The following is a 22,778-nucleotide window of genomic DNA, read 5'->3' on the forward strand; positions in this document are numbered from 1 at the left end:
GCTGCATATTGCGCTTTCCCAGCAGCTTGCCTGCTCTCTATTCTTATAGAGCAAACCATTAATAAACCTGTAAAAAAAGTAAAGTAGAAAACCATCTTTATAAGTTACGTAACGTAACGTAAATTACATGACAAGGAACGCGGGGATGCTCACTCCCATCACCATGGTAGATCCATCCCGCTTGCACCTACCATCCTCGCGTTCCGCCCCAAGTTGGCGCTCAGCAAGGCTGCTGGGCATCGTCCATAGGCTCTTAGCTGAGGAAATCAAAGGAGGGCCAGCTACTATGAAGAAGAACATCGGTCAGGTAAGCGCGCTGTATCCCGTGCCCGTGGTAGTCGTGGGTGCCATGAACGGCAACGAGCCCACCTGGACGCTCGTGGCGCACACGGGAATCCCCAGCCACGATCGGCTGATGGTGAGCCTCGCCGCGCCGCATTTTATCAACGGCAAGATCAAGGAAGCCGGGGTGCTCTCGATCAACGTGGTGGACGAGAGCTGGCTCGCCCAGGCCGATTACTGCGGCAGCGTGAGCGGTGCCCGCCAGAGCAAGGCCGAGGTCTTCTCGTGGACGCCGGGCGAGGCGGGCGCGCCCATCGTCGACTGCGCCAAGCTCACCATGGAGTGCCGCGTGGAGGACATCTACGCGTGCGGCAACTTTGAGAACTTCATCTGCTCGGTGGTCAACACCTATGCCGACGAGTCGGTGCTCAACGAGAAGGGCAAGCCGGACTTCTGCAAGATCGCCCCGGTGCTCTTTGAGATGCCCAGCTACACCTACCTCTCCACCGGCGAGAAGATCGCCGACTGCCTGAGTTTTGCTCGAGCGCAAAAGGCCGAGCAGGCGGAGTAGCGGCACTACCGACACGGCGCGGGGGCGCCTGCGCGGTGGGGCGGACAGAAAGGAGCCGCAATGAAGATCGTTATCTTGCAGGGGAGCCCCAACCTCAGGAGCTCGACGGCGATACTGGTCGAGGAGTTCGCCCGCGGTGCGCGCGAGGCGGGCCACGAGGTCGAGCGCATCGACGTTGCTCGCTCTGACGTGCGGCCTTGCACGGGCTGCGTCGCCTGCGGCTACGGCGCGCGCCCGTGCGCGCAGCGCGACGGCATGGCCTCGGTGCTCGAGAAGCTGCTCGCGGCCGACATGGTGGTCTTTGCCACGCCGGTCTACTACTTTGGCATGACGGCGCAGCTCAAGGCGGTGGTCGACCGCTTTTGCTCGGAGAATGTGCGCATCACCGCCAAGCGCCTCAAGGCGGCGCTCCTTGCGGTGGCGTGGAACGGCGACGCGGAGACCTTCGCCCCGCTCGAGGTGCACTACGACGCCATCTGCCGCTACCTCGATCTGCGCGATTGCGGTCGCGTGATCGGTCGCGGTTGCGGCACGCCGTCTATGACGCGCGCGTCGGACCATCCGCATGCTGCCTACGAGCTGGGGCGTTCCCTGTAGCGTCGGCGGAGCGGGGGGCGTTTTGGGTATGGGCGCGGTGCCGCCCCGGCGCGGCTTTGTCTCCCTTGGCACCTTGCACGACGCTATCCCCGTTCGTCGCGCTGCCCGTTGTCGCCCCATCCTTTCCGCAGGTGATCCAAAAAGAGCCGTGCGGCATGGGGGAGGGCCGCGTTGCGCTTCCATGCAAGATGGATCGGGGCGACGATGGGTGGAAAGAGCAGGCGAAACGCCAGCTCGGTATCGGGCCCGACATCGTTGAGCCCCTCGTAGCCAATCATGCGGCCCGCTCCCTCGCGCACAAACACCGCGGCGTTGTAGTTGAGGTTATACGTTGCCGCGACCTCGATTTTCGCCGCCTCGGCCCCGAGCCATGTGGTGAGGACGCCCGTCGGCTCGTTGTCGCGCCAGAGGCGTTCGGGCACGATAAGCGGCGCGTCTCCCAAATCGGTGGGGCTAACGGTGGTCTGCTCGGCGAGCGGGTCGTCTGAGCGCATGTACACGCCCCAGGCGTCGGTGGGGCGCAGACGCAGGTGCGCGTAGCGGTCGACATCGGGAAAGTTCATGAGCACGGCAAGGTCGTCCAAGCCGTGTTCCAAGCGTTCGACCAGGTCGATGGCGTTTGCGCTGTGCAGCTGAAAGCGCACGCCGGGATACGCCTCTCTAAAGGCGCGCGCCGCGCGCGCGATGACGCGCATGCCCTGGCTCTCGCCCGCTCCGATGCGCACGGTGCCTGCAACGATGCCGTCGGGCTGGGCAAAGTCGGCAGTCGTCTGGTCGGCGAGCCCGACAATCTCTTCTGCGCGCCGTCGCAGGTAGAGGCCGCGTTCTGTGGGGGTGACGCTTCTGCTGTGGCGCTCGAGCAGCGGCGTGCCCAGCTCGCGCTCGAGCGCGGCGATTTGGCGCGAGAGCGCCGGCTGCGTAACGTGCAGAACCTCCGCCGCCCTCGACATGGTTCCCTCTTGGCAGACGGTGAGGAAATACCGCAAGGTGCGCAGCTCCATGGCTCCTCCCGAGATATCAGATACTATACACGCAACTCATATCTCACTATAAAGTATAAGCAATAGTAATCTGCACGTCGGCGCGTGATACTGGGGATGGTAGCCGAGACGCCGCGGTGGCAGGAGGTGCGCAATGACGGGGCAAGAGGACGGGGGCATCGAGTTCTCCTTTGGCTCGACCGTTGTGCCCGCCGTGCTCAACGGCTCAAGGACCGCCTGCGCGTTTGCCCGGTTGCTGCCGTTCGAGACCACCCTGTGCGGAACCGGTATCGCATTGTGCGGAGCCCTGCCGGAACCCCTCCCGGTGAACCCCGAGCAGATTCATCGCGGTTGGCAAAACGGCGACATCAACTACTGCACGGAGGGCGGGTGGCTCTCGGTGCTGGTGGGGGACGAGGAGAATTCCGCCCGCTATGGCGGCCAAGTGACTCTCGGACATCTTGCCGAAGGCTGGGCGGCGCTCGAGGGGTTGGTGGGTGAGGTGCCCGTTCGCGTGGCGGCGAGCTGCCAGGCGGGGGACGCTCCGGCCGGGAGTGACCTGGCCGCTGAGGCCTCGGTCAGAGAGGCTCCGGCCGAGGGGGACCCGGTCGAGAAGGCCCCGCGCGGAAAGCGCTGCCCGGTATGAGACACGTCCTGCGACGTGCGCGGGAGAACGTTGTAGAAGGAGGGTCGTATGACAGACATCGCCGGCACATTGGGGAGCATGTTTTCGCTCATCATCGTGACCATCCTCGGCTACGTGGCGGCACGGTGCGGGTTTATCTCGGCCGATATTCGCCCCAAGCTCTCGGGGCTCATCTTTAACATCACCCTGCCGTGCACCATTCTGGCCTCGGTGGGCAAGATCGATGCCTCAACCGGTGCCGAGGCCATCACCTGGTCGCTGGTGTTTGGCATCGCCCTCTTTTTTGTGATGCTCGCGGGCGGCGCGCTCGCCTGTCTTGCACTGCGCGTGCCGCGCGGCGAGCGGGGCCTGTACCTCTGGATGGGCGTGCTCACCAACACGGGCTTTATCGGCTTCGCGGTGCTCGACTCGATCTTTGGCGGGGCGAGCGTGTTTTTGGGCAGCATCTTTATCGCGCTGTCCAACGTCTTTATCTACAGCATCGGCGTGGCGCTGCTGCGCTCGGCGGGCCAGGCGGGGCGTGCCGCGGGTGTTGGTGGCGACGGAGCCTCGGGTGAGGCCGCACGAAAGCGCCGCCGCACCATCGATGTGCGCGGCATGCTCAAAGACATGGTCAACGTGCCCCTGGTGATGAGCCTTGTTGCCATGGTGATCTTCTTTGCGCAGGTTTCGGTCCCCGCGCCCATCATGCAGGCGGCCGAGATGGCGGGCGGCATCACCTCGCCTCTGGCCATGATGCTCGTGGGGCTTTCCATCGCCGACGCAGATCTTGCGGCGGTGCTCAAGCAGCCGCGCCTTTGGGGCTTTACGGTCATTCGCTTTTTACTGGTACCGCTCGCGGTCTACGTTCTCTTGGCGCCGTTGGTGCCGAGCGCGCTCGCCCTCGGCGTCTTTGTGGTGATGCTCGCCATGCCCACGGGGTCTATGGCCGGTCCCATCGCAGAGACCTACGGGCAGAACGGCGAGCTGCCCGCACAGGGGACGATCGTCTCCACGGTGGCTTCGTTTGCCATTGTGCCTGTGCTCATGACCATCATGAGCTTGGGGTAGGTGAGGGGTTTGGTGCGCGAGGTGAGCCCGCGGCGAGGGCAAGCGGGCGTGCCCATAGGTGTGGACGACGCGCAGATGCGGCGTTCAGATAGGTAACAAGGTCGGCCGGCGCCTTCGATGCCGGCGGGCGGCGGTGCCGCCGCAATAGAAAGGAGTTTCTCATGGCAGTGAAGCAGACCGCAGGACGCAACCAGCTGGGTGTTGTAGCGCCCAAGTTTGCCGAGCTCAACGACGACGTACTCTTTGGCGAGGTGTGGGCGCGCGAGGACAAGCTCTCGCTCAAGATGCGCTCCATCGTCACGGTGGTGACGCTTGTTGCCAAGGGCATGGTGGACAGCTCATTTGAGTTTCACATGGCAACGGCCAAGACCAACGGCGTTACGCGCGACGAGATGGCCGAGATCCTCACGCACGAGGCGTTCTATGCCGGTTGGCCCAACGCGTGGGCGGCGTTCCGCGTGCTCCTCAAGGTGTACGGCGAGGAGGCGGACAGCGGCGAGGGTGCGACCTTTGCGCCGACCTTTGGCCTTGGCGAGACCAACGACGCGTACGCGGCGTACTTTACCGGGCAGTCGTACCTGAACCCGCTCATCTCTGCCGACGAGGCGGGCGTGGCCATCTCCAACGTGACCTTTGAGCCGGGGTGCCGCAACAACTGGCACATCCACCACGCCGACAAGGGCGGCGGCCAGGTGCTGATCGTAACGGACGGCCGCGGCTGGTACCAGGAGTGGGGCAAGGAGCCGCAGCTGCTCGTGCCCGGCGACGTGGTGGTTATTCCCGAGGGCGTGAAGCACTGGCACGGCGCCGCCGCCGACAGCTGGATGAGTCACCTGGCCTACGGCGTGCCCGGCGAGAACTGCTCCAACGAGTGGCTCGAGCCGGTGGACGACGCGCAGTATCCGCAGGCCTAGCAGCTGCGGAGGGGCGCGGGGCGGCCGGGCCGAGAGCGGCTGTGCCGCGAGCGGCCGGGCTGCGTGACCGGGTCGGCGGCTGGGCCGTCCGCCGGGCCGAGCTCGGAGGACGGCCGCCCTCCCATCTGCATCGCGGTTGCCACAGATTGTCACCTAAGGGGCCGAAAGCTGGGCCTTAGGTTACAAACTGCGGCGGTATTATTGGAGGTCTCGGGTTATGCCGCATATTGTCAAATTAGGGGCCGAATAACCCGTCTTGTTTGACGATCTGCAACAGTATTGTTTTCGCAGCTCGAGTTGTGTTGCAGATTGTCAAACAAAGGGCCGGGACATGATTCCTGCGCGACAAACTGCAGCTGAATACTTATCCGACCCGAGTTCTCCTGCAGGTTGTCACGCAGAGAGGGGTCAAAGCCAAGCCCTGCGCGACAAACTGCAGCAAAACTGTTTCCGTTTGTCGCGGGGTTCGCCGTGGAGAGCGGGGCTCTCCGTGAGGGGCGGGCTTGCCAAGGGGAGCGGGCGCGGGCGGCGAGAGGTGCAGGCCGGGGGCTCGCACGCGTTCCGCCAACCGCGCCCGCATCCATTGCCGGGCGCGTCCCCAACGTCGGGTCCCGCAGCAGCGGACCCGCCTTTTACCGATGATGGACCCAAGCGTCGGGCGCGTTTTCCGGATGCAACCCCGCGGGTGCCCTCCCCAGCTGCGCACTCGTCCCGCTGGCGAACCCCGGGTGACCTTTTACCGGTGTTCACTCATTCTTAAGCCCGATGCGGCCGGGTGCGCGGCGCATCGCCCGTACAATGGGGCCGACGGAAGGCGGTCCGAGGCGGCGGTGCCGCGTTGGGTTGGGGAGGTAGCGATGGGTGGAGCAAAGAGGCGCTATGCGGTGCTCGCCGTGGCGGGTCTGTTGGGCGCGCTGTCGCTGAGCGGTTGCATCCCGTGGGGGAACACCGCCAAGGTGGACGATCTGGCAAGCGCCGATGTGCAGGATGCGCTCGACTCGGCGAGCTCCGCGCTGGACGACGCCACGTCTGCCCTCGACGAGGGTCTTGGCTCGGCGGCTGACGGTGTCTCCGATGCGCTCGACGGCCTGCAGGCGACTCTCGGCGACCTCTCCGACGTGCCGGCTCTGCTTGAGGGGGCGTTTGGCGCGGACGGTCTGGCCTCTAAGGCAACGCGGGTGGAGGTCACGGATGCCCGCACGGGCGAGGTACTCGCCACGTATGATGCCGAGCAGAAGGCGGAACTCGCAACGCTCTTTGACCAGTTTGCCTACGGTGCGTGGTCGGTTGTGCCGTCGCATCCCGATAACGCAACGGCGGAATACACAATCCGGTGCTATCAGACCGAGACGCAGAAGCTCGGTCAGTCGGCGGACGAGCTCCAGGAGCAAGAGGTTGTTGCCATTACGACCTATCGCGATTCAAACATCATCCACTTGGCGGTCGCGGGCTCGGCGATCGAGCTCGATTTTGAGGTGTTGGAAGCCGACCTGTCGGCGCTTCGTGGATTGGCGGCGTAACGTATGGCGGAGGAGTTGAGCGGGGCGCCTGCCGGCGGGCGCGATGCGCAGCGCGGTGGCGGTGCGGCGCAGGCTGAGGCCTCGGTACGGGATGCCCGGAAGGCGAGTGAGCCGGTGTGCACGTCGGAGGCGGCGGCGACTTCGACCGGTGCCGCCGAGGAGCCGAGGCGCTACCAGTTTTTCAACCATGCGGCCTGCGAGTTCTACCCCTGCCACGACATGCCGGCCGAGGAGCTCAACTGCCTCTTCTGCTTCTGCCCGCTCTACGCGCTCGGTCCGGCGTGCGGCGGCAACTACCGCTACGTGGGTGAGCGGGGTGACATCAAGGATTGCTCCGCCTGCACCCTGCCGCACCGGCGCGAGAACTACGACTACCTCATGGGCAGATATGCCGAGATTCAGCGGCTTGCCGCCCCGGGCGACGGCTCCGGGCAGCATCCTTCCGCCTAGGGAGATCATGTTGCGTCGGGCCGGGGGTGGGTGGAACCAGTGCCGTGCCGGGGTTGGAGCTGGTGCCGGGGTTGAAGCCGGTGCTAGGGCCGAGGTTGAAGTCGGTGCCGGGCCGGGACTGGAGCTAGGGCAGAGGTGGACCGGTGTCGGAATAGGAAATGGAGCCGGTGCCGGAGACGACGCCAAGCTCGAGGCGGACTAGTTCCGAGGCAAAGCGGCGGGTCCCGCTTCTGTGCAGTGGCGCGTTCCAGACACGACAAACCATGCACAAACCGCATAGCAACGCATAGCTTATAGGTCTTTTACATGCCAGAGAATCGCTCGTATGATAGCGACAGAAAGGAGCTAAATATGGGCGATTTGAGTTCTGACGTCGAGCGGTGCCTCTGCGACTGCTCGTGTGACGCCGAGCGCGTGCAGCGGGCCAAGTGCTCCTGCGAGGAGGGCCGGGCGCGCGAGGCCAAGCGCGTGCTGCTGGGCGAGCGCCAGCGCCTGCTCGACGAGATGCACGCCTCGCAGCGGGGCATCGACGCCATCGACCACATGCTGTATCGGGTGAGCTGCGAGTGCACGCCGCCTGCCGCTTCGGGCAGCTGTGGCACGCAAGGCGGGGACGGCGCCTCCGACCCCGCAGCGCCGGCGGCCGAGCAGCCCGCGCTGGCAGCCTCCGCCGAGAGCGAGGTGACCGACCGTGGATAGCAGCCTTGCCGAGCTTCTCATCGACTCGTTCCCTAAGATCCTCATCCCGGGCCTCGTCTACACGCTGCCGCTCGCGTTCGTCTCGTTTGCCATCGCACTCGTCATCGCCACGGCGGTCGCGCTCATCCAGTACGCCCGCGTGCCGGTGCTCCGCCAGCTCGCGCGCTTCTACATCTGGGTGGTGCGCGGCACGCCGCTGCTCGTCCAGCTCTACGTGGTGTTCTTTGGTCTGCCCGACTTCGGCATCGTGCTCGACCCGCTCCCGACGGCGGTACTCGTGCTCTCCATCAACACGGGCGCCTACTCGGCCGAGACCATGCGCGCCGCGCTCGAGAGCGTCCCGGTGGGCCAGCTCGAGGCAGGCTACTGCGTGGGCATGAGCTACCTGCAGGTCATGCGGCGCATCGTGCTGCCGCAGGCGCTCCGCACGGCCTTCCCGCCGCTCTCCAACGAGCTCATCGCGCTCGTTAAGGACACCTCCCTCGCGGCCAACATCATGGTGGCCGAGATGTTCCGCGCCACGCAGGAGATCGTCTCGCGCGAGTGGGTCACCATGCCGCTGTACCTCGAGGTCGCGGCGATCTACCTCCTGTTCTCGACGGTGCTCACGTGGCTCCAGCGCCTGGGCGAGCGCAAGCTCGCGGCGCAGGGCATGGAGAGGGGCTGATGACGATGACGGACATGCTCAAGCTCAGCGGCGTGCGCAAGGCGTTTGGCGGCACGGAGGTGCTGCACGGGATCGACCTGACCGTGCGCAAGGGCGAGGTCGTGGCGGTGCTCGGTCCCTCTGGTTCGGGCAAGACGACGCTTCTGCGCTGCGCGAACTTTCTGGAGCGGGCCGATGCGGGGCAGCTTGAGCTCGACGGTGTGACGCTCGACCTCGCGCGCGCCGCGCACGCCCAGATCGCGGAGGTGCGCCGGCGCACAGGGTTCGTCTTCCAGGGCTACAACCTCTTTCGCAACCGCACCGCACTCGGCAACGTAACCGAGGGGCTGATCGTGGCGCGCCACATGCCGCGTGCCGAGGCCGAAAAGCGGGCGCACGCTTGCCTTATGCGCGTCGGCATGGACGATCGGTGTGACGCCTATCCGGCGGCGCTTTCGGGCGGGCAGCAGCAGCGCGTCGCCATCGCTCGCGCCATGGCAACCGAGCCCGAGATCATCTATTTTGACGAGCCCACCTCGGCGCTCGACCCCGAGCTCACGGGCGAGGTGCTCGCCAGCATGCGGAGCCTTGCCGAGGACGGCATGACGATGCTCGTGGTGACGCACGAGATGTCGTTTGCCAAAAACGTTGCCGACCGCGTGGTCTTTATGGACGGCGGCGTGGTGGTGGCCGACGCACCGGCCAGGGAGTTCTTTGAGCACCCGGCCAACGAGCGCGTGCGTGCCTTCTTACGCACAGCCGACGCGGCGTAGGCGGCGCGACGCGGATGCGGGCGCCTGGGGCCGTGCGGGCGCCGTGTAGCACGTGCGACGCCGGCCCGCCCCGCGCGGCAAATGGGTCAGATGGAACACGTCCCCAAATGGCCCATCTAAACAATCGATAGGAGAGAACCATGCAGAACATTACGACCAACGTATCTCGTAGGACCTTTCTCGCCGGTGCGGGCAGCGCGGCGGTCGTGGCGGTGCTCGGCCTCGCGGGCTGCGGCGCCACGGGCGGCAGCACGGCCGGCAGCGCGGGTAGCGCGGCGGAGTCGGGCGAGGACCTGCTCACCCAGATCCAGGACCGCGGTGAGATGACCTTTGCCACCGAGGGCACCTGGAGCCCGTGGACCTTCCACGACGCCGACGGCAACCTCACCGGCTACGACATCGAGGTCGCCCGCGCCATCGCCGCCGAGCTGGGTGTTGAGGCGAGCTTTGCCGAGGGCGAGTGGGACGGCCTGCTCGCGGGCCTCGACTCGGGCCGCTACGACACCATGGCCAACGGCGTCTCGGTGACCGAGCAGCGCGAGGAGCAGTACGACTTTACCGAGCCCTACGCCTACAACCGGATCGTCGTCATCACCCTGAACGATTCCGACATCACCTCGCTCGACGACCTCGAGGGCAAGCGCACGGCCAACACCCTCGGCTCGAGCTACGCCACGCTCGCCGAGAGCTACGGCGCCACCAACACCGGCGTGGACGACTTTAACCAGACGATCGAGCTTTTGCAGCAGGGCCGCATCGACGCCACCCTCAACGACGAGGTCGTCTTTTACGACTACCTGCGCGCGCACCCCGACGCGCCGCTCAAGATCGCGGCCGAGAACGACGAGCCCACGCACGTGGCGTTCCCGCTGCGCAAGGGCGGCGAGACCGAGACGCTCCGCGAGGCCATGAACGAGGCCATCACAACGCTCCGCGAGAATGGGACGCTCTCGAGCCTCTCCAACGAGTTCTTTGGGCTCGACATCTCCGAGGCGTAGACCGCGGTAACGGCACAAAGGGACAGGGACATTGTACCGGGACGAGGGGAGTGTACCGTGAACGAGCAGAAGGCGCCGGAGCAGCAGGGTTGCCTGCAGCGCGCCGGGCGCATCGCCGGCATCGTGGTGCTGGCGATCGTGACCATTGTCTGCTTTGTGGCGCTCGTTACGCGTGAGCCCCTCTACCGACGCTGGGCCCCCGAGGAGGAGCGGCCCGTGCCCGACGCGCGGGTCATTGAGGCGCTGAACGGCGCGGGTGACGAGGACGCTGCGGCGGGCGGCGAGGAGTCCACAGCAACCGAGGAAGACCCTGCGGCCGCCGGGCAAAACCCCACAACAACCGAGGCAGATCCCGCAACAACCGAGGAGGAAACCATGGCAGGCAAGCTAACGCTCACGGTGGACGGCGCCGCCTTTGCGGTGACGCTGGAGGATACGGCGGCGGCGCGCGAGCTGGCGGCGCGGCTGCCGCTCACGCTCGCGATGAGCGAGCTCAACGGCAACGAGAAGTACGCCTATCTGGACGACCCCCTGCCCACGGCGGCCTCGCGCCCGGAGACCATCCACGCCGGCGACGTCATGCTCTTTGGCGATAGCTGTCTCGTGCTCTTTTACGAGACCTTTCAGACCAGTTACAGCTATACGCCCGTGGGCCACGTGGACGACCCGTCGGGCCTGGCCGAGGCGCTGGGCGGCGGCGACGTTACCGTCTCCTGGTCTTAACGGCAGGGGCAATCACGCCCCTGCCGCGTCATGCCCGGCGGTGGGTCATTTGGGGGCGTGTTCCATCTGACCCATTTTGTGCCGGGCAGATGACGCAAAACAGCCCCGTTCCAGAATGCGTCATCGTTGTATCATGGCGGCAAGGCGCCCGCCGCGCCTCGCCGCTCGCGTCCCGAGCCACCGTTCGCCCCCAAGGAGGCCCGCCATGCCCATCAGCGTGCACGAAGCTACCGGAACGTTCCACCTCTACAATAACGACCTAAGCTACATTTTTGCGCTGGTGGAGGGCTACCCCTTCCAGCTGTACTACGGCGCGCGCGTGCCCGACGAGGAGGATTTTAGCTATCTCGTCACCGAGTGCTGGATGCCCTCGTCGGTGGGCGCCTCGGCCGAGTGCGAGCTCGTCAGCTTTGAGCACCTGAGCGGCGAGTACCCCTTTGTGGGAGCGGACGACATGCGCCCGCCCGCGCTCGACGTGCGCACCGCGAGCGGCTGCAACGTCCTCAACCTCGTCTATCGGGGCCACACGGTCGAGCGCGGCAAGCCTGCGCTCGAGGGGCTGCCCGCCACCTACGTCGAGGACCCGTCCGAGGCCGATACGCTCACCCTCACGCTCGCCGACGACGTGACGGGCCTTGCCGTGGACCTCGTCTACACCGTGTTCGCGCACGAGCCGGTCATCGCCCGCAGCGCCCGCATCCGCAACACCGGCACGGCCGCGCTCACGGTCGAGACGGCGCTGAGCGGCACCTTCTGCCCGGGCGACGACCGCTTTGAGCTCGTGGAGCTTGCCGGCTCGTGGTCGCGCGAACGCCATGAGGTGCGCACGCCGCTCCGCCCCGGCGCCCAGGGCGTCTACTCGCTGCGCGGCCATTCGAGCCACCAGTTCAACCCCTTCTTGGCACTCGTCCGCCCCGAGACCACCGAGGAGACGGGCGAGGCGTACGGTTTTAGCCTCGTCTACAGCGGCAACCACCGCATGCTCGTCGACGTTGACGCCTACGGGACGACGCGCGTCGCGGCGGGCATCAACCCCGAGGGCTTTAGCTGGCCGCTCGCTCCGGGTGAGGCGTTCCAGACGCCCGAGGTGCTCGGCGTCTACAGCGCAGGCGGCCTGGGCGCCATGTCGCGCGCGCTCCACCGGGTCTTTCGCAGCCGGCTCTCCCGCGGCGCTTGGCGCGACCGCCTGCGCCCCATCCTCATCAACAACTGGGAGGCCACGTACTTCGACTTTACGGAGGACAAGCTCGTTGAGGTGGCGCGTGCCGCGGCCGACCTGGGCATCGAGCTCTTTGTGCTCGACGACGGATGGTTTACCAACCGCAACGACGACACCGCCGGTCTGGGCGACTGGGAGGTTGACTACGCCAAGCTGCCGCACGGGCTCGGCGGGCTGGCCGAGCGCATCAACGGGCTCGGCATGGACTTTGGCCTGTGGATCGAGCCCGAGATGGTGAGCCCGGGCACTCGCATGTGGGTCGAGCACCCCGAGTGGGTGCTGCACGCGCCCGGCCAGCCGTTGCGCCCGAGCCGCCACCAGTACGTGCTCGACCTCTCCAACCCTGCGGTGGTGGACTACCTCACCGACCGTCTGAGCGCCGTTATCGGGTCGGCCAACATCTCCTACATCAAGTGGGACATGAACCGCTCGTTTGCCGACGTGTTCTCGCAGACGGCGGGCGCGGAGCGGCAGGGGAGCGTGCGGCACGCGTTTATCCTGGGCGTGTACGAGCTCTACCGGCGCCTTGGCGAACGCTTCCCGCAGATTCTCTTTGAGTCGTGCGCGGGCGGCGGCGGGCGCTTTGACCCCGGCATGCTCTTCTATGCGCCGCAGGCGTGGACGAGCGACGACACCGACGCCGTCGAGCGCCTGCGGATCCAGTGGGGCACGTCGCTCGCCTACCCGCTGAGCTCAATGGGCAGCCATGTGTCGGCTGTGCCCAACCACCAGGTTTTTAGGCAGACGCCGCTCAAGATGCGCGCCGACGTGGCGTACTTTGGCACGTTTGGCTACGAGCTCGACGCCACGGCGTTTACGGCGGAGGAGCGCGAGGCCGTGCGCGCGCAGGTGGTGTTTATGAAACGCTACCGCGGGCTCATCCAGTTTGGCGAGTTCTACCGGCTGCGGAGCCCGTTTGCCGGGCGCGGCAACGAATGCGCATGGATGGTGGTGGGCGAGGGCGCCCGCGAGGCCATCGTGGCGTACTACCGCGTGCTGCAGGAGGTCAACGCCGGGCGCCGCCAGGTGCGGCTGGCCGGGCTCGACCCCGAGGCGCGCTACACGGTGCGCGAGCAGGGCGTGCCGGAGGGCGAGGCGGCGCTCTACCGCCGCAGCGTGTCGGGTGCGGAGCTCATGCGCATCGGCCTCAACCTCACGGACGAGTCGTGCGGGCAGAATTTCTCGGGCCGCGGCGACTTTATCTCGAGGATCTTTGTGCTCGAGCGCGTCTAGGCCGTCCGCGGTGCCCCGGTACAAAGGGACGGGGACATGGTGCCTGTCAGTTGGCGAGGAGAAAGGGGAAGCCATGCACGGGACGATGCTGAGTGGGACGGAGCTACTGATTATCGCGGGGACGTTTGTTATCCCCCTCATTGAGCTGGCCGTGGCGGCGGTTGTGGCCTACTTTGTGATCAAGAAGGCGGTCCTCGCGGCCCTTCGCGAGCACGACGAGGAGCGCTCCGCGAAATAGGACAGCCCGGAAATGATTTTGGGACGGGGTTAAAACGATTGGCACCTCCGCCGCAGATCTCGGTTACGGCTGCTCGCCTCGGACGGTCCGCTTGATGCGGGTGAGCGTTACGGGCGTCATGCCCAGAAACGACGCGATGGTGCGGTCTTTGGCAACCCCATCGAGCTCGGGAAGGCGCCAAGAAACCAGCGGTGCCGCTCGGTTGCCGTGTGCTGCGAGACCATCTGCTTGATCTGCCAATGGCGGTTGAAGGCCTCGTGCAGCTGGTCGGTGTAGACCCGCGCGCAGGATGAGCTCGCCGGCGCGGAAGGAGCGGATAACGCTGGCTGCGTCGAGGGCGTCGAGCGTCTTGGTGTTGGTGAGGCGGAGCACCTGCTCAAAGAATTCGCGGTTGGTCATGGGGCTCCCGGGGCGAGGGGTCGAACGTGGCAGTAGTAACCTCCACGCCGCGCGAGCCCGCATTAACGAATGATAAGACGATTTGGAGCAAACTGCGAAGCAAACTGCTGCCTTGCCCCTGCCCGGTACATTGCTCCTGTCCCGTTGTACCGTGGGGGCACCATGCAGGCCGCGCGGGCAACCACCCACCGCCCACCACGGTAACCTCCCACCACCCACCGCGCGGCAGCCGCCCATCACAGACAACCACCCGTCGCCCACCACCCACCGCGCGGCGTCCGCCAGCCGGTGGGTTGGTATCTCCCCATCTATCGCACTTAGAAAATCTTATATGTAGAGACTTAGATTTGGTATAAGAGCCAGCTAACGGGGAAACAATATCTCTCGACTAGACGAATGCTGCCCCGTAGGGCGGCAGGCCGAGCACCGCGAGGTCCAGATGCCCGTCGGGCTCGGCCACTGCAAGAGAGGTGATTCCATGAGAATCGACAAGCTGGCTATGACTTCCCGGGAGGCGCTGCAGACCGCTATTGGCATCGCGGGCGACGCGCAGGCCGGGGCAGTCGAGCCCATCCACCTGCTCGCCGCGCTGCTTACGAGCGGCGAGCGCAACATTTCCGTCATCGTTGAGCGCATCGGCGCCGACCCGCAGCAGCTCGCGCGCGCCGCGCAGGACGTAATCGACCGCGCGCCCAAGGTCACGGGCGACGGCACCGAGCTGGGGCTTTCGCGCGATCTTGTGCGCACGCTCGAGCGCGCCGAGAAGCTCGCGAGCAAGATGGAGGACAACTTCGTCATCACCGAGCACCTGCTCATGGCGCTCGCCGAGGATAAGGGCGAGGCGGGCCGCGTGCTCAAGGACGCAGGCGTAACGCCCCAGCGCGTCGAGGAGGTTTACGAGGAGCTCCGCGGCGACGACCGCGTGACCTCGGCTGACGCTAAGCCGCAGTACGAGGCGCTCGAGCAGTACGGCCGCAACATCTGCGACCTCGCGCGCGCCGGCAAGCTCGACCCAGTCATCGGTCGTACCGACGAGATCCGCCGCACCATCCAGGTGCTCAGCCGCCGCACCAAGAACAACCCTGTGCTCATCGGTGAGCCGGGCGTGGGCAAGACCGCCATCGTTGAGGGCATCGCCCAGCGCATCGTTGCGGGCGACGTGCCCACGACCCTGCGCGACCGCGACCTCATTGAGCTCGACATGAGCGCGCTCGTGGCCGGCGCCAAGTACCGTGGCGAGTTTGAGGACCGTCTCAAGGCCGTGCTCAAGGAGGTCGAGAAGGCCGACGGCAAGGTCATCCTCTTCATCGACGAGCTGCACACCATCGTGGGCGCGGGCGCAACCGAGGGCTCCATGGACGCCGGTAACATCCTCAAGCCGGCGCTCGCCCGCGGCGACCTGCACGCCATCGGCGCCACCACGCTCGACGAGTACCGCAAGTACATCGAGAAGGACGCTGCGCTCGCCCGCCGCTTCCAGACCGTCATGGTCTCGGAGCCGAGCGTCGAGGACACCATCTCGATCCTGCGTGGCCTCAAGGAGAAGTACGAGATCTTCCACGGCGTGCACATCACCGACGGCGCCCTCGTGGCTGCCGCCGACCTCTCCGACCGCTACATCGCCGACCGCTTCCTGCCCGACAAGGCCATCGACCTGGTGGACGAGGCGGCGAGCCGCCTGCGCATGGAGCTCGACTCCATGCCGGTGGAGATCGACCAGACGCAGCGCAGGCTCACGCAGATGCAGATCGAGGAGCAGGCGCTCATGAAGGAGACCGACGAGGCCTCCGCCGAGCGGCTCGAGGCTCTGCGGCAAGAGATCGCCGAGACCCAGGAGAAGCTCAACGTGCAGAAGGCCGGCTGGCTCAACCAGAAGAATGCCATCGACCGCGTGCAGGACATGAAGGCCGAGCTCGACGACGCCCGCAGCGAGGAGCAGCGCGCCACCCGCGACGGCGACCTCGCGCGCGCCTCGGAGCTGCGCTACGCCAAGATCCCGCAGCTCGAGCAGGCCATCAAGCAGGCCGAGGACGAGCTTGCCGCCCAGCGCGAGGAGGACGGCGCGGGCCTTAACGAGCAGGTGACCTCCGACGAGATCGCCGAGGTCGTGAGCGCGTGGACCGGCGTGCCCGTGAGCAAGATGATGCAGGGCGAGCTCGAGAAGCTCCGCGATCTTGAGGACGAGCTGCACAAGCGTGTCATCGGCCAGGACGAGGCGGTCTCGGCCGTGGCCGCGGCTGTGCGCCGCAGCCGTGCCGGCCTGGCGGACCCGGACAAGCCCATCGGCAGCTTCTTCTTCTTGGGGCCGACCGGCGTGGGCAAGACCGAGCTCGCCAAGGCGCTCGCGACGTGCCTCTTTGACGACGAGCGCGCGCTCGTGCGCATCGACATGTCGGAGTACATGGAGAAGTTCTCGGTCCAGCGCCTCATCGGCGCGCCTCCGGGATACGTGGGCTACGAGGAGGGCGGCCAGCTCACCGAGGCGGTGCGGCGCCGTCCGTACAGCGTCATCTTGCTGGATGAGATGGAGAAGGCGCACCCGGACGTCTTTAACGTGCTGCTGCAGGTGCTCGACGATGGGCGCCTGACCGACGGTCAGGGGCGTCAGGTGAGCTTTAAGAATACGATCATCATCATGACGTCCAACGTGGGCTCCACCGCCATCGCGGAGCTCTCGGGCAAGGACAACGAGGAGATGAAGCGCCAGGTGGACGAGGCCATGCGCGCAACGTTCCGCCCGGAGTTCCTGAACCGTATCGATGACATCGTGGTCTTCCATCCGCTGGGCATGGCGCAGATCGAGCAGATCGTGGACATCCAGCTCGCCGACGTGCGTGCACGTCTGGCCAAGGAGCGCATGACGCTTCAGATCACCCCGGGTGCCAAGCAGATGCTTGCGGTGGGCGGCCTCGACCCGGTGTACGGTGCGCGCCCGCTGAAGCGCCTCATCCAGACCGAGGTGGTCGACGTGATCGCCAAGGCCATCATCGACGGCCGGGTGCGCGAGGGCGACCAGGTGACGGTGGATGTGGATACCGACGGCGCGTTCTTTGTGGTGGACGACGCCACCGGCCCGGCCCCGACCTACGAGGTCCCCGAGGCATAGGCACTGACTCGTTTGGGGACGGGGTTGTTTTGAGTCATTCCCGCGCGGCGGCTCCGGTGTATGCCGGGGCCGCCGCGGCTGTTTTGTCGCGAGCGCGCAGGCGGCGGCCTCGCCTGCCTGCCCGCATGCAGCCTGCTGTTTTGCCGTTCACTCACCTAAACAGCAAAATCGCGGCCGATTTTGCTCATGCACTGAGTGAACGGCAATATTTGTGTGCGGCAGAGTGGGGGGAGGGGACGCGGAGGAGCCGGTGACGCGGCCATTTTCACGGTGTCGCAGCATGCGATAGGGGGTCACTATCAAAACCTCGCGCCAATGTAAGGATGGAATGGCGACTTCTCGAGTAGACCGGCACTTGCGCTCAGAAAACGTGCAGGTAGAAGCGTCGCGCAAAAACGGTCTACTTCGCAAACCCCGATTCCATCCTTACATTGGCGCGAGGTTTTTATTCTGACCCCCTAGAAGGCGCCCGGTCTGCCCGATTTTGCCGCGGACGGCGCCATCGCGCGCCCGGGTGCACCAGATTGCGGCTGGGGCGCGCGAGTGGGTGGTTAATGGGATACAATGCCGGGCTGTATGCCGGCTTGCAATCTTGAGCAAGGAGTACCCGCAGATGAACGACCTCGCAGCCGTGATCTTTGACATGGACGGCACGCTCGTGGACACCGAGCGCGTGAGCCAGACCGCGTGGCGCCGCGCCGCCGCCGACCTGGGACTCGAAGTGCCCGAGCGCATCTGGCACGACTTTGTGGGGTGCAGTATCGGCAACGCCCGCACCATGATCAACGAGGAGTTTGGCGACCCGGCGCTCACCGATCGGCTCTTTGCCCATCAGCGCGATCTGTTCTTTGAGATTGAGGACGAGGCGCTCGAGCCCTGCCCCGGCGCGCTCGAGGCGCTCTCGGCGCTCAGCGAGGCGGGCGTGACGCTCGCGCTTGCCACCTCGACGGCGCGCGAGCACGCGATCCTCACGCTCGAGCGTTTTGGCATGGTGCCGTACTTCTCGTCCATGACCTTCGGCGACGAGATCGAGCGCGCCAAGCCTGAGCCCGACATCTACCTCAAAGCTGCGGCGCGCCTTGCCGTGGATCCTGTGGCCTGCGCGGCTGTGGAGGATTCCGTCAACGGTGCCCGCGCAGCCGTTGCCGCCGGCATGCGCACCTACCTCGTGCCCGAGTGGGCCACGCCCACGCCCGACCTCATGGAGCGGTGCGCGGCGGTGCTCGACAGCCTGCACGAGCTGCCCGCCCACATCTTGGGCCCGGAGGCCGCCGGTCGTCTCTCGGTGGAGGGGGCGTAATCGTGTCGGTGGAGAACGAGCGGGTGGAGCGGGATGCGGTGAGCTCACAGACCGGTGACGCACTGCAGGGGGCGAGTCGAGCCCGGGCGGGACGCCCGTCGCCCGCACGCCCGCGCGATCCGTTTATCCGCGCGGAGAACGAGGACGACGACGGCTACGACCCGTATTCGGATCGCCGGCCCGAGCCCGAGCCGCTCTTTGAGCGGGACCCTTGGGACTAGCTGGCGGCGTGAGGGCGCGCGCCATCGGCGTCCGGTGCGCTTGCCCCGAGACCGCGTTGCGCGCCCCGCGGTCGCTGCGTGCCGTTAGCGCTCCGGCCGGCGGTCGGCGTACTTGGCGGTGTAGCCCTCGATGTGCAGCGTGCTCGCGATGATGTCCTTGAGGGTCTCGGTGTCTACGCTCGGGTTTGACCGGATAAACAGGATGAGCCCGCTGATGAGCACGTAGAACGTCTCGTAGACGTGGTCGATCAGCACCTCGTGGTGCCGTGCAAAGTCCACAACGGTGTTCTCGCAGATAAACCGGGCACAGCGCTCGGAGACGCGGTTGACGAAGGCGGTGTAGAGCATGGCGTCGCCGTCGAGCGCAATGGAGCGCGAGAGGCCCTGGGTGTCGACCACGAGCGATTTAAGCAGCTCGGCGATGCCGTCGAGCGCGCCCTCGATATCGCCGCGTACGCGCTGGCGATCCCAGGTGCGCAGCCGGTTGATAAAGGCGTCGATGGTCATCTCGAGCGCCGCGTCAAACGCTGCCTCTTTGCTGGGGAAATAGTGGTAGAAGAGCGACCGGGTGCAGCCGACGCGTGCGGTGACGCTCGAAACCGAGAGGCGCGCGAGCCCCTGCTCGGCGCAAACGGCGATAACGGCGCGGAGAATCTCGTCGCGTCGCTCGTCGCGGGTATGTCTGATGCGCGTGCGCTCCTGCTGTTCCATGGTGACCTCCCGAAAGCGGCAACGCCCACGTAGAAGCCATAGCGATACATTTAGTTTGCTCCGCCGCGCTCGGGGCGTCAATAAGGCGGGCCGTACAAACTCGGGAACAGGGCTGGAACGAGGGGGATTGCAGGGAAGTTCGCTCGCTGTGCACCGGGCTCGCGGGATTGCGGGCGCTTGCAGCCTGCCGAACGTTTGCGCTTGCGAGGGCGCGCGTGAGCTACCCACCGCACACCGAACGCGTGTCGGGCTCGGCCGGTGCGGCGAGTAAGATGGAAGCAACGACCGGTTTCGCGGGGCGCCGTGCAGGCGCGATAAGCCGACGGTGCGGCGTGCGACCGGGCGACACGTTGGGAGGTGCCCCATGAAGCGGCAGCAGAGCGTGGTGGTTTTTGGCAGCATGAACATGGACCTGTCGGTGGCGTGCGAGCGCATGCCCCGCGCGGGCGAGACTATCGCGGGCAGCGATTTCTTTACGGCGGCGGGCGGCAAGGGTGGCAACCAAGCGGTTGCCGCAGCGCGTCGGGGCGTGGCGACCTATATGATCGCCGCAGTGGGAGCCGACTCGTTTGGCGACGAGCTCACGCGCGGGCTCGAGGCGGCGGGCGTGGACTGCACGCATGTCGAGCACCTGGCAGACATCCCAACCGGCACGGCGACCATTCTGCGCAGCGGCGGCGACAACCGCATCGTGCTTTCGGCCGGGGCAAACACCGTGCGCACGGGCGAGGATGCGGTGCGCTCTCTCGACGCGCTCGCGGCGGCCGGCGCGGTCGGCATGGGAAGCGTCTTTGTGGCGCAGGGCGAGTGCGACCTTTCCGCCACGGCCGAGGCGCTTGTGCACGCGCACCGGCTCGGCTGCTTTACCATCTTTAACCCCGCGCCCGCCTGCCAGCTGCCGGCAGAGGCGTGGCAAGAGGTCGATCTCGTCTGCCTTAACGAGACAGAGTGCGAGGCCGTGACGGGGATCCTCCCGGTGGACGACGCCTCGTGCACCGCGGCGCTCCGTGCACTCGAGCAGCTCACGGCCGGCGGCACGGCGGTCATCACGCTTGGCGGGGCGGGGTCGGCGGCGCTCATCGAGGACGTGCTGATGCAGGTGCCCGCGCAAGACTGCGAGGTGGTGGACACCACGGCCGCGGGCGACACCTACATCGGCGTGTTTGCCGCCGCGCGCGCGGAGGGCGAGACCCTGTTTGAATGCATGATGCAGGCCTCGCTCGCTGCGGGGCTTGCGGTGACACGTCTGGGCGCGCAGCCTTCGATCCCCACGTGGGACGAGGTGATTCGCTGGGCGATGAGCCGGTAGGGGAGCGTCGGGCGGCCGGCCGAGCGCGCCCGTTTGAGGAAATCAAACAAACCAAGGGAGGTTCCATGGGAGCGAAGAGGCTGATACTCGATCTCGACCTGGGCATTGACGACGCGATGGCGCTCGCCTGCGCGCTGGCGAGCCCGGAGGCGGAGCTCATCGGGGTGACGACCGTCTTTGGCAACGTGCCGCGCGCGCAGTCGGTTGCCAACTGCCTGGCAGTGCTCGAGCTGCTCGGTCACCCGGAGGTGCCGGTGGTGGAAGGCGCCGACCGGGCGCTCGCCGCAACCGAGCCCTACACGACGATGGTCGATGTGCACGGCACCAACGGCATGGGCGGGGTCGAGCTGCCCGCGTCTCGCCGCGAGCCGGTGCGCGCGGCCGAGACGGGTGGCAACGCGGCGGTCGATTTTCTACTCGAGGCGGCCAAGCGCTACGGCGAGGACCTCATCTTTGTGCCGACGGGCCCACTCACCAACCTCGCGCTGGCGCTCGAGCGCGACGCCGATGCCGTGCGGCGCATTGGGCGGATCGTGCTCATGGGCGGCGCCCTCACACAGCCGGGCAACGTGACGCCGGGCGCCGAGGCCAATATCGCCAACGACCCCGAGGCGGCCGACGCGGTCTTTCGGTCGGGCGTGCCCGTGACGATGGTGGGGCTCGACGTGACGCACCAGGTGCAGCTCGCGCAGACCGAGCTCGACCGCTGGCGCGCGCTCGGCACTCCCGCGGCGGACGCGTACGCCCAGATCGTGGGCTACTACATCGACTTCTACGTGCGCCGCTCGCCCTACCTCAGAGGCTGCGCGCTCCACGACCCGCTCGCAGTGGCCGTAGCGCTCGACCCGAGTCTGGTGGAGACCTTTGCGACCAACCTCAAGGTCGACCTCGAGGGCCCCTTCCGCGGCCGCACCATCGGCGACCCCGAGCGCCTGGCCGACCCGCACAAGACCACCGAAGTAGCGCTCAAGGTAGACTTAGAGCGCTTCGAGACGATCTTCAAAGAGCGCATGCTTCAAGCCCTCTCAGCCAAGTAACCCTTCGAGTCCAAAGTCACCTCAGCGTCCCACCCAAGCAACAGCAAAGCGGCCCCACCATATATAATGCCGCTAGCGAGATTCGGGATGCTGCGCCGGGGGTCGCCGCCCGCGCCGGGCCGGTAGGTCCACGCGAGTTCCGCAGGCTGCTCGCGCAGGGCGCGAGCAGGCGAGGACTGTTTGAGCAGGGGACCTGCCGGCCCGGCGCGGGCGGCGACCCCCGTCCGGGGAGCACATCACAGAAAGGAGCCCTCATGGAGGGGTACAAGCGCGACTTTATCGAGTTCATGGTCAAGAGCGACGTCCTCAAGTTTGGGTCGTTCACGCTCAAGAGCGGCCGCCAGAGCCCGTTTTTTATGAACGCCGGCGCCTACGTTACGGGCGAGCAGCTCAAGCGCCTCGGCGAGTTCTACGCGCGCGCCATCCACGACAACTTCGGTCTCGACTTTGACGTGGTCTTCGGTCCGGCGTACAAGGGTATCCCGCTGGCGGTGGTCACGGCCATCGCTCTGCACGACCTCTACGGCAAGGAGGTCCGTTACTGCTCCGACCGCAAAGAGATTAAGGACCACGGCGCCGACAAGGGCGGCATGCTCGGTTACGAGCTCGCCGACGGCGACCGCGTGATCATGGTGGAGGACGTCACCACCTCGGGCAAGTCCATCGACGAGACCTACCCCAAGCTCATGGCCGCGGCAAACGTTGAGGTCAAGGGGCTCATCGTGAGCCTCAACCGCATGGAGGTGGGCAAGGGCGGCGTCACCACCGCGCAGAAAGAGATCGAGGCCAAGTACGGTTTCCCCGTGGCGTCGATCGTGTCGATGGCCGAGGTCATCGAGGTGCTTTACAACCACGAGGTCGACGGCCGCGTGGTGATCGACGACGCGATCAAGGCCGCGCTCGACGCCTACTACGAGCAATACGGCGCTTAGAAATGGGTCAGTTGGGGACGTGTTCGTTTTGACCCATTTTCGTGGTACAAAGCCCCTGTCCCTTTGTACCGATTGCGCGACGCCGCGCGCCGCTGGCCCAGCTCGACGCCCCGCTTGGGCAACCCGTCCGCCCCTCAGCGGCCGGCCCTGCGCAGGTTAAGCTACACTCAAGGCAACGTTGGTGAGGCGCTCCGCCCGGCCGAGGGGCGGGGCCCCTCGTGTTT

General features: G+C 66.4%; 23 protein-coding genes. 20 read left to right on the forward strand and 3 right to left on the reverse strand.

What is annotated here, in order from left to right:
• Positions 1-286: 286 nt before the first annotated feature.
• Both B5G20_RS00135 and B5G20_RS00140 read left to right on the forward strand, forming a co-directional pair.
• Positions 287-853: a flavin reductase family protein gene (locus tag B5G20_RS00135; protein ID WP_087353651.1), complete on the forward strand. Its 567-nt coding sequence runs from the start codon at positions 287-289 to the stop codon at positions 851-853.
• A gap of 60 nt (positions 854-913) precedes the next feature.
• Positions 914-1,450, forward strand: coding sequence for a flavodoxin family protein (locus B5G20_RS00140; protein ID WP_087353653.1), 537 nt, complete (start codon positions 914-916; stop codon positions 1,448-1,450).
• A gap of 83 nt (positions 1,451-1,533) precedes the next feature.
• Here the strand turns inward: B5G20_RS00140 and B5G20_RS00145 are convergent, their stop codons facing one another.
• A complete protein-coding gene (locus B5G20_RS00145) occupies positions 1,534-2,451 on the reverse strand; it encodes a LysR family transcriptional regulator (protein WP_087353655.1) in 918 nt (305 codons plus the stop codon).
• 133 nt (positions 2,452-2,584) lie between these two features.
• On the opposite strand from B5G20_RS00145, the gene B5G20_RS00150 reads away from it, so the two are divergent.
• The 12 genes from B5G20_RS00150 (at position 2,585) to B5G20_RS10240 (ending at position 13,539) form a co-directional block, all read left to right on the forward strand.
• A complete protein-coding gene (locus B5G20_RS00150) occupies positions 2,585-3,076 on the forward strand; it encodes a cyclophilin-like fold protein (protein WP_087353658.1) in 492 nt (163 codons plus the stop codon).
• A 48-nt stretch (positions 3,077-3,124) separates the two neighbouring features.
• Positions 3,125-4,126 (forward strand): AEC family transporter, encoded by a 1,002-nt coding sequence (locus B5G20_RS00155; protein ID WP_087353660.1) that lies wholly within the window; start codon positions 3,125-3,127, stop codon positions 4,124-4,126.
• A 161-nt stretch (positions 4,127-4,287) separates the two neighbouring features.
• Complete coding sequence (locus B5G20_RS00160) at positions 4,288-5,040, forward strand: carboxymuconolactone decarboxylase family protein (RefSeq protein WP_087353664.1); 753 nt, start codon at positions 4,288-4,290, stop codon at positions 5,038-5,040.
• An 857-nt stretch (positions 5,041-5,897) separates the two neighbouring features.
• Positions 5,898-6,560 (forward strand): hypothetical protein, encoded by a 663-nt coding sequence (locus tag B5G20_RS00165; protein ID WP_087353666.1) that lies wholly within the window; start codon positions 5,898-5,900, stop codon positions 6,558-6,560.
• Positions 6,561-6,563: 3 nt separating this feature from the next.
• A complete protein-coding gene (locus B5G20_RS00170) occupies positions 6,564-7,010 on the forward strand; it encodes a cysteine-rich small domain-containing protein (RefSeq protein ID WP_087353668.1) in 447 nt (148 codons plus the stop codon).
• Positions 7,011-7,361: 351 nt separating this feature from the next.
• Positions 7,362-7,709: a hypothetical protein gene (locus B5G20_RS10515; protein WP_239286801.1), complete on the forward strand. Its 348-nt coding sequence runs from the start codon at positions 7,362-7,364 to the stop codon at positions 7,707-7,709.
• On the forward strand, positions 7,702-8,376 hold the full coding sequence (locus B5G20_RS00180) for an amino acid ABC transporter permease (protein ID WP_087353670.1): 675 nt from the start codon (positions 7,702-7,704) through the stop codon (positions 8,374-8,376). Before B5G20_RS10515 ends, B5G20_RS00180 begins: the two co-directional genes overlap by 8 nt.
• Entirely contained in the window at positions 8,376-9,128 is a 753-nt protein-coding gene (locus B5G20_RS00185) for an amino acid ABC transporter ATP-binding protein (RefSeq protein ID WP_275531856.1), read from the forward strand. The genes B5G20_RS00180 and B5G20_RS00185 overlap by 1 nt, the downstream gene beginning before the upstream one ends.
• A gap of 140 nt (positions 9,129-9,268) precedes the next feature.
• The gene (locus B5G20_RS00190; RefSeq protein ID WP_087353672.1) at positions 9,269-10,126 is read left to right on the forward strand and encodes a transporter substrate-binding domain-containing protein; all 858 of its coding nucleotides are present in this window, start codon (positions 9,269-9,271) and stop codon (positions 10,124-10,126) included.
• Positions 10,127-10,183: 57 nt separating this feature from the next.
• Complete coding sequence (locus B5G20_RS10425; protein ID WP_204207602.1) at positions 10,184-10,849, forward strand: cyclophilin-like fold protein; 666 nt, start codon at positions 10,184-10,186, stop codon at positions 10,847-10,849.
• Between the two features lie 205 nt (positions 10,850-11,054).
• The gene (locus B5G20_RS00200) at positions 11,055-13,301 is read left to right on the forward strand and encodes an alpha-galactosidase (RefSeq protein ID WP_087353673.1); all 2,247 of its coding nucleotides are present in this window, start codon (positions 11,055-11,057) and stop codon (positions 13,299-13,301) included.
• Positions 13,302-13,374: 73 nt separating this feature from the next.
• Positions 13,375-13,539 (forward strand): hypothetical protein, encoded by a 165-nt coding sequence (locus B5G20_RS10240; protein WP_158094344.1) that lies wholly within the window; start codon positions 13,375-13,377, stop codon positions 13,537-13,539.
• Between the two features lie 63 nt (positions 13,540-13,602).
• On the opposite strand, the gene B5G20_RS00205 is transcribed toward B5G20_RS10240, so the two are convergent.
• Positions 13,603-13,938, reverse strand: coding sequence for a hypothetical protein (locus B5G20_RS00205; protein WP_087353676.1), 336 nt, complete (start codon positions 13,936-13,938; stop codon positions 13,603-13,605).
• 478 nt (positions 13,939-14,416) lie between these two features.
• Here B5G20_RS00205 and clpB point away from each other — a divergent pair, with 478 nt between their 5' ends.
• From clpB to B5G20_RS00220, 3 genes are all read left to right on the forward strand, one after another.
• Positions 14,417-17,044, forward strand: coding sequence for an ATP-dependent chaperone ClpB (gene clpB / locus B5G20_RS00210; protein WP_087353678.1), 2,628 nt, complete (start codon positions 14,417-14,419; stop codon positions 17,042-17,044).
• A gap of 613 nt (positions 17,045-17,657) precedes the next feature.
• Positions 17,658-18,344, forward strand: coding sequence for an HAD family phosphatase (locus B5G20_RS00215; protein WP_087353681.1), 687 nt, complete (start codon positions 17,658-17,660; stop codon positions 18,342-18,344).
• Positions 18,345-18,346: 2 nt separating this feature from the next.
• Positions 18,347-18,565, forward strand: a complete 219-nt coding sequence (locus B5G20_RS00220; protein ID WP_239286802.1) for a hypothetical protein — start codon at positions 18,347-18,349, stop codon at positions 18,563-18,565.
• A gap of 84 nt (positions 18,566-18,649) precedes the next feature.
• Here B5G20_RS00220 and B5G20_RS00225 read toward each other — a convergent pair whose 3' ends face one another.
• The gene (locus tag B5G20_RS00225) at positions 18,650-19,276 is read right to left on the reverse strand and encodes a TetR/AcrR family transcriptional regulator (protein ID WP_087353682.1); all 627 of its coding nucleotides are present in this window, start codon (positions 19,274-19,276) and stop codon (positions 18,650-18,652) included.
• 364 nt (positions 19,277-19,640) lie between these two features.
• On the opposite strand from B5G20_RS00225, the gene B5G20_RS00230 reads away from it, so the two are divergent.
• The 3 genes from B5G20_RS00230 to pyrE all read left to right on the forward strand — a co-directional run bounded on the left by B5G20_RS00230 (position 19,641) and on the right by pyrE (position 22,554).
• A complete protein-coding gene (locus B5G20_RS00230; RefSeq protein WP_087353685.1) occupies positions 19,641-20,585 on the forward strand; it encodes a ribokinase in 945 nt (314 codons plus the stop codon).
• 65 nt (positions 20,586-20,650) lie between these two features.
• Complete coding sequence (locus tag B5G20_RS00235; protein WP_087353690.1) at positions 20,651-21,622, forward strand: nucleoside hydrolase; 972 nt, start codon at positions 20,651-20,653, stop codon at positions 21,620-21,622.
• Between the two features lie 254 nt (positions 21,623-21,876).
• Entirely contained in the window at positions 21,877-22,554 is a 678-nt protein-coding gene (gene pyrE, locus B5G20_RS00240; protein ID WP_087353693.1) for an orotate phosphoribosyltransferase, read from the forward strand.
• Positions 22,555-22,778 lie beyond the last annotated feature (224 nt).

The sequence above is a fragment of the Collinsella sp. An7 genome, assembly GCF_002159335.1.
Classification (GTDB): Bacteria; Actinomycetota; Coriobacteriia; order Coriobacteriales; family Coriobacteriaceae; genus Coprousia.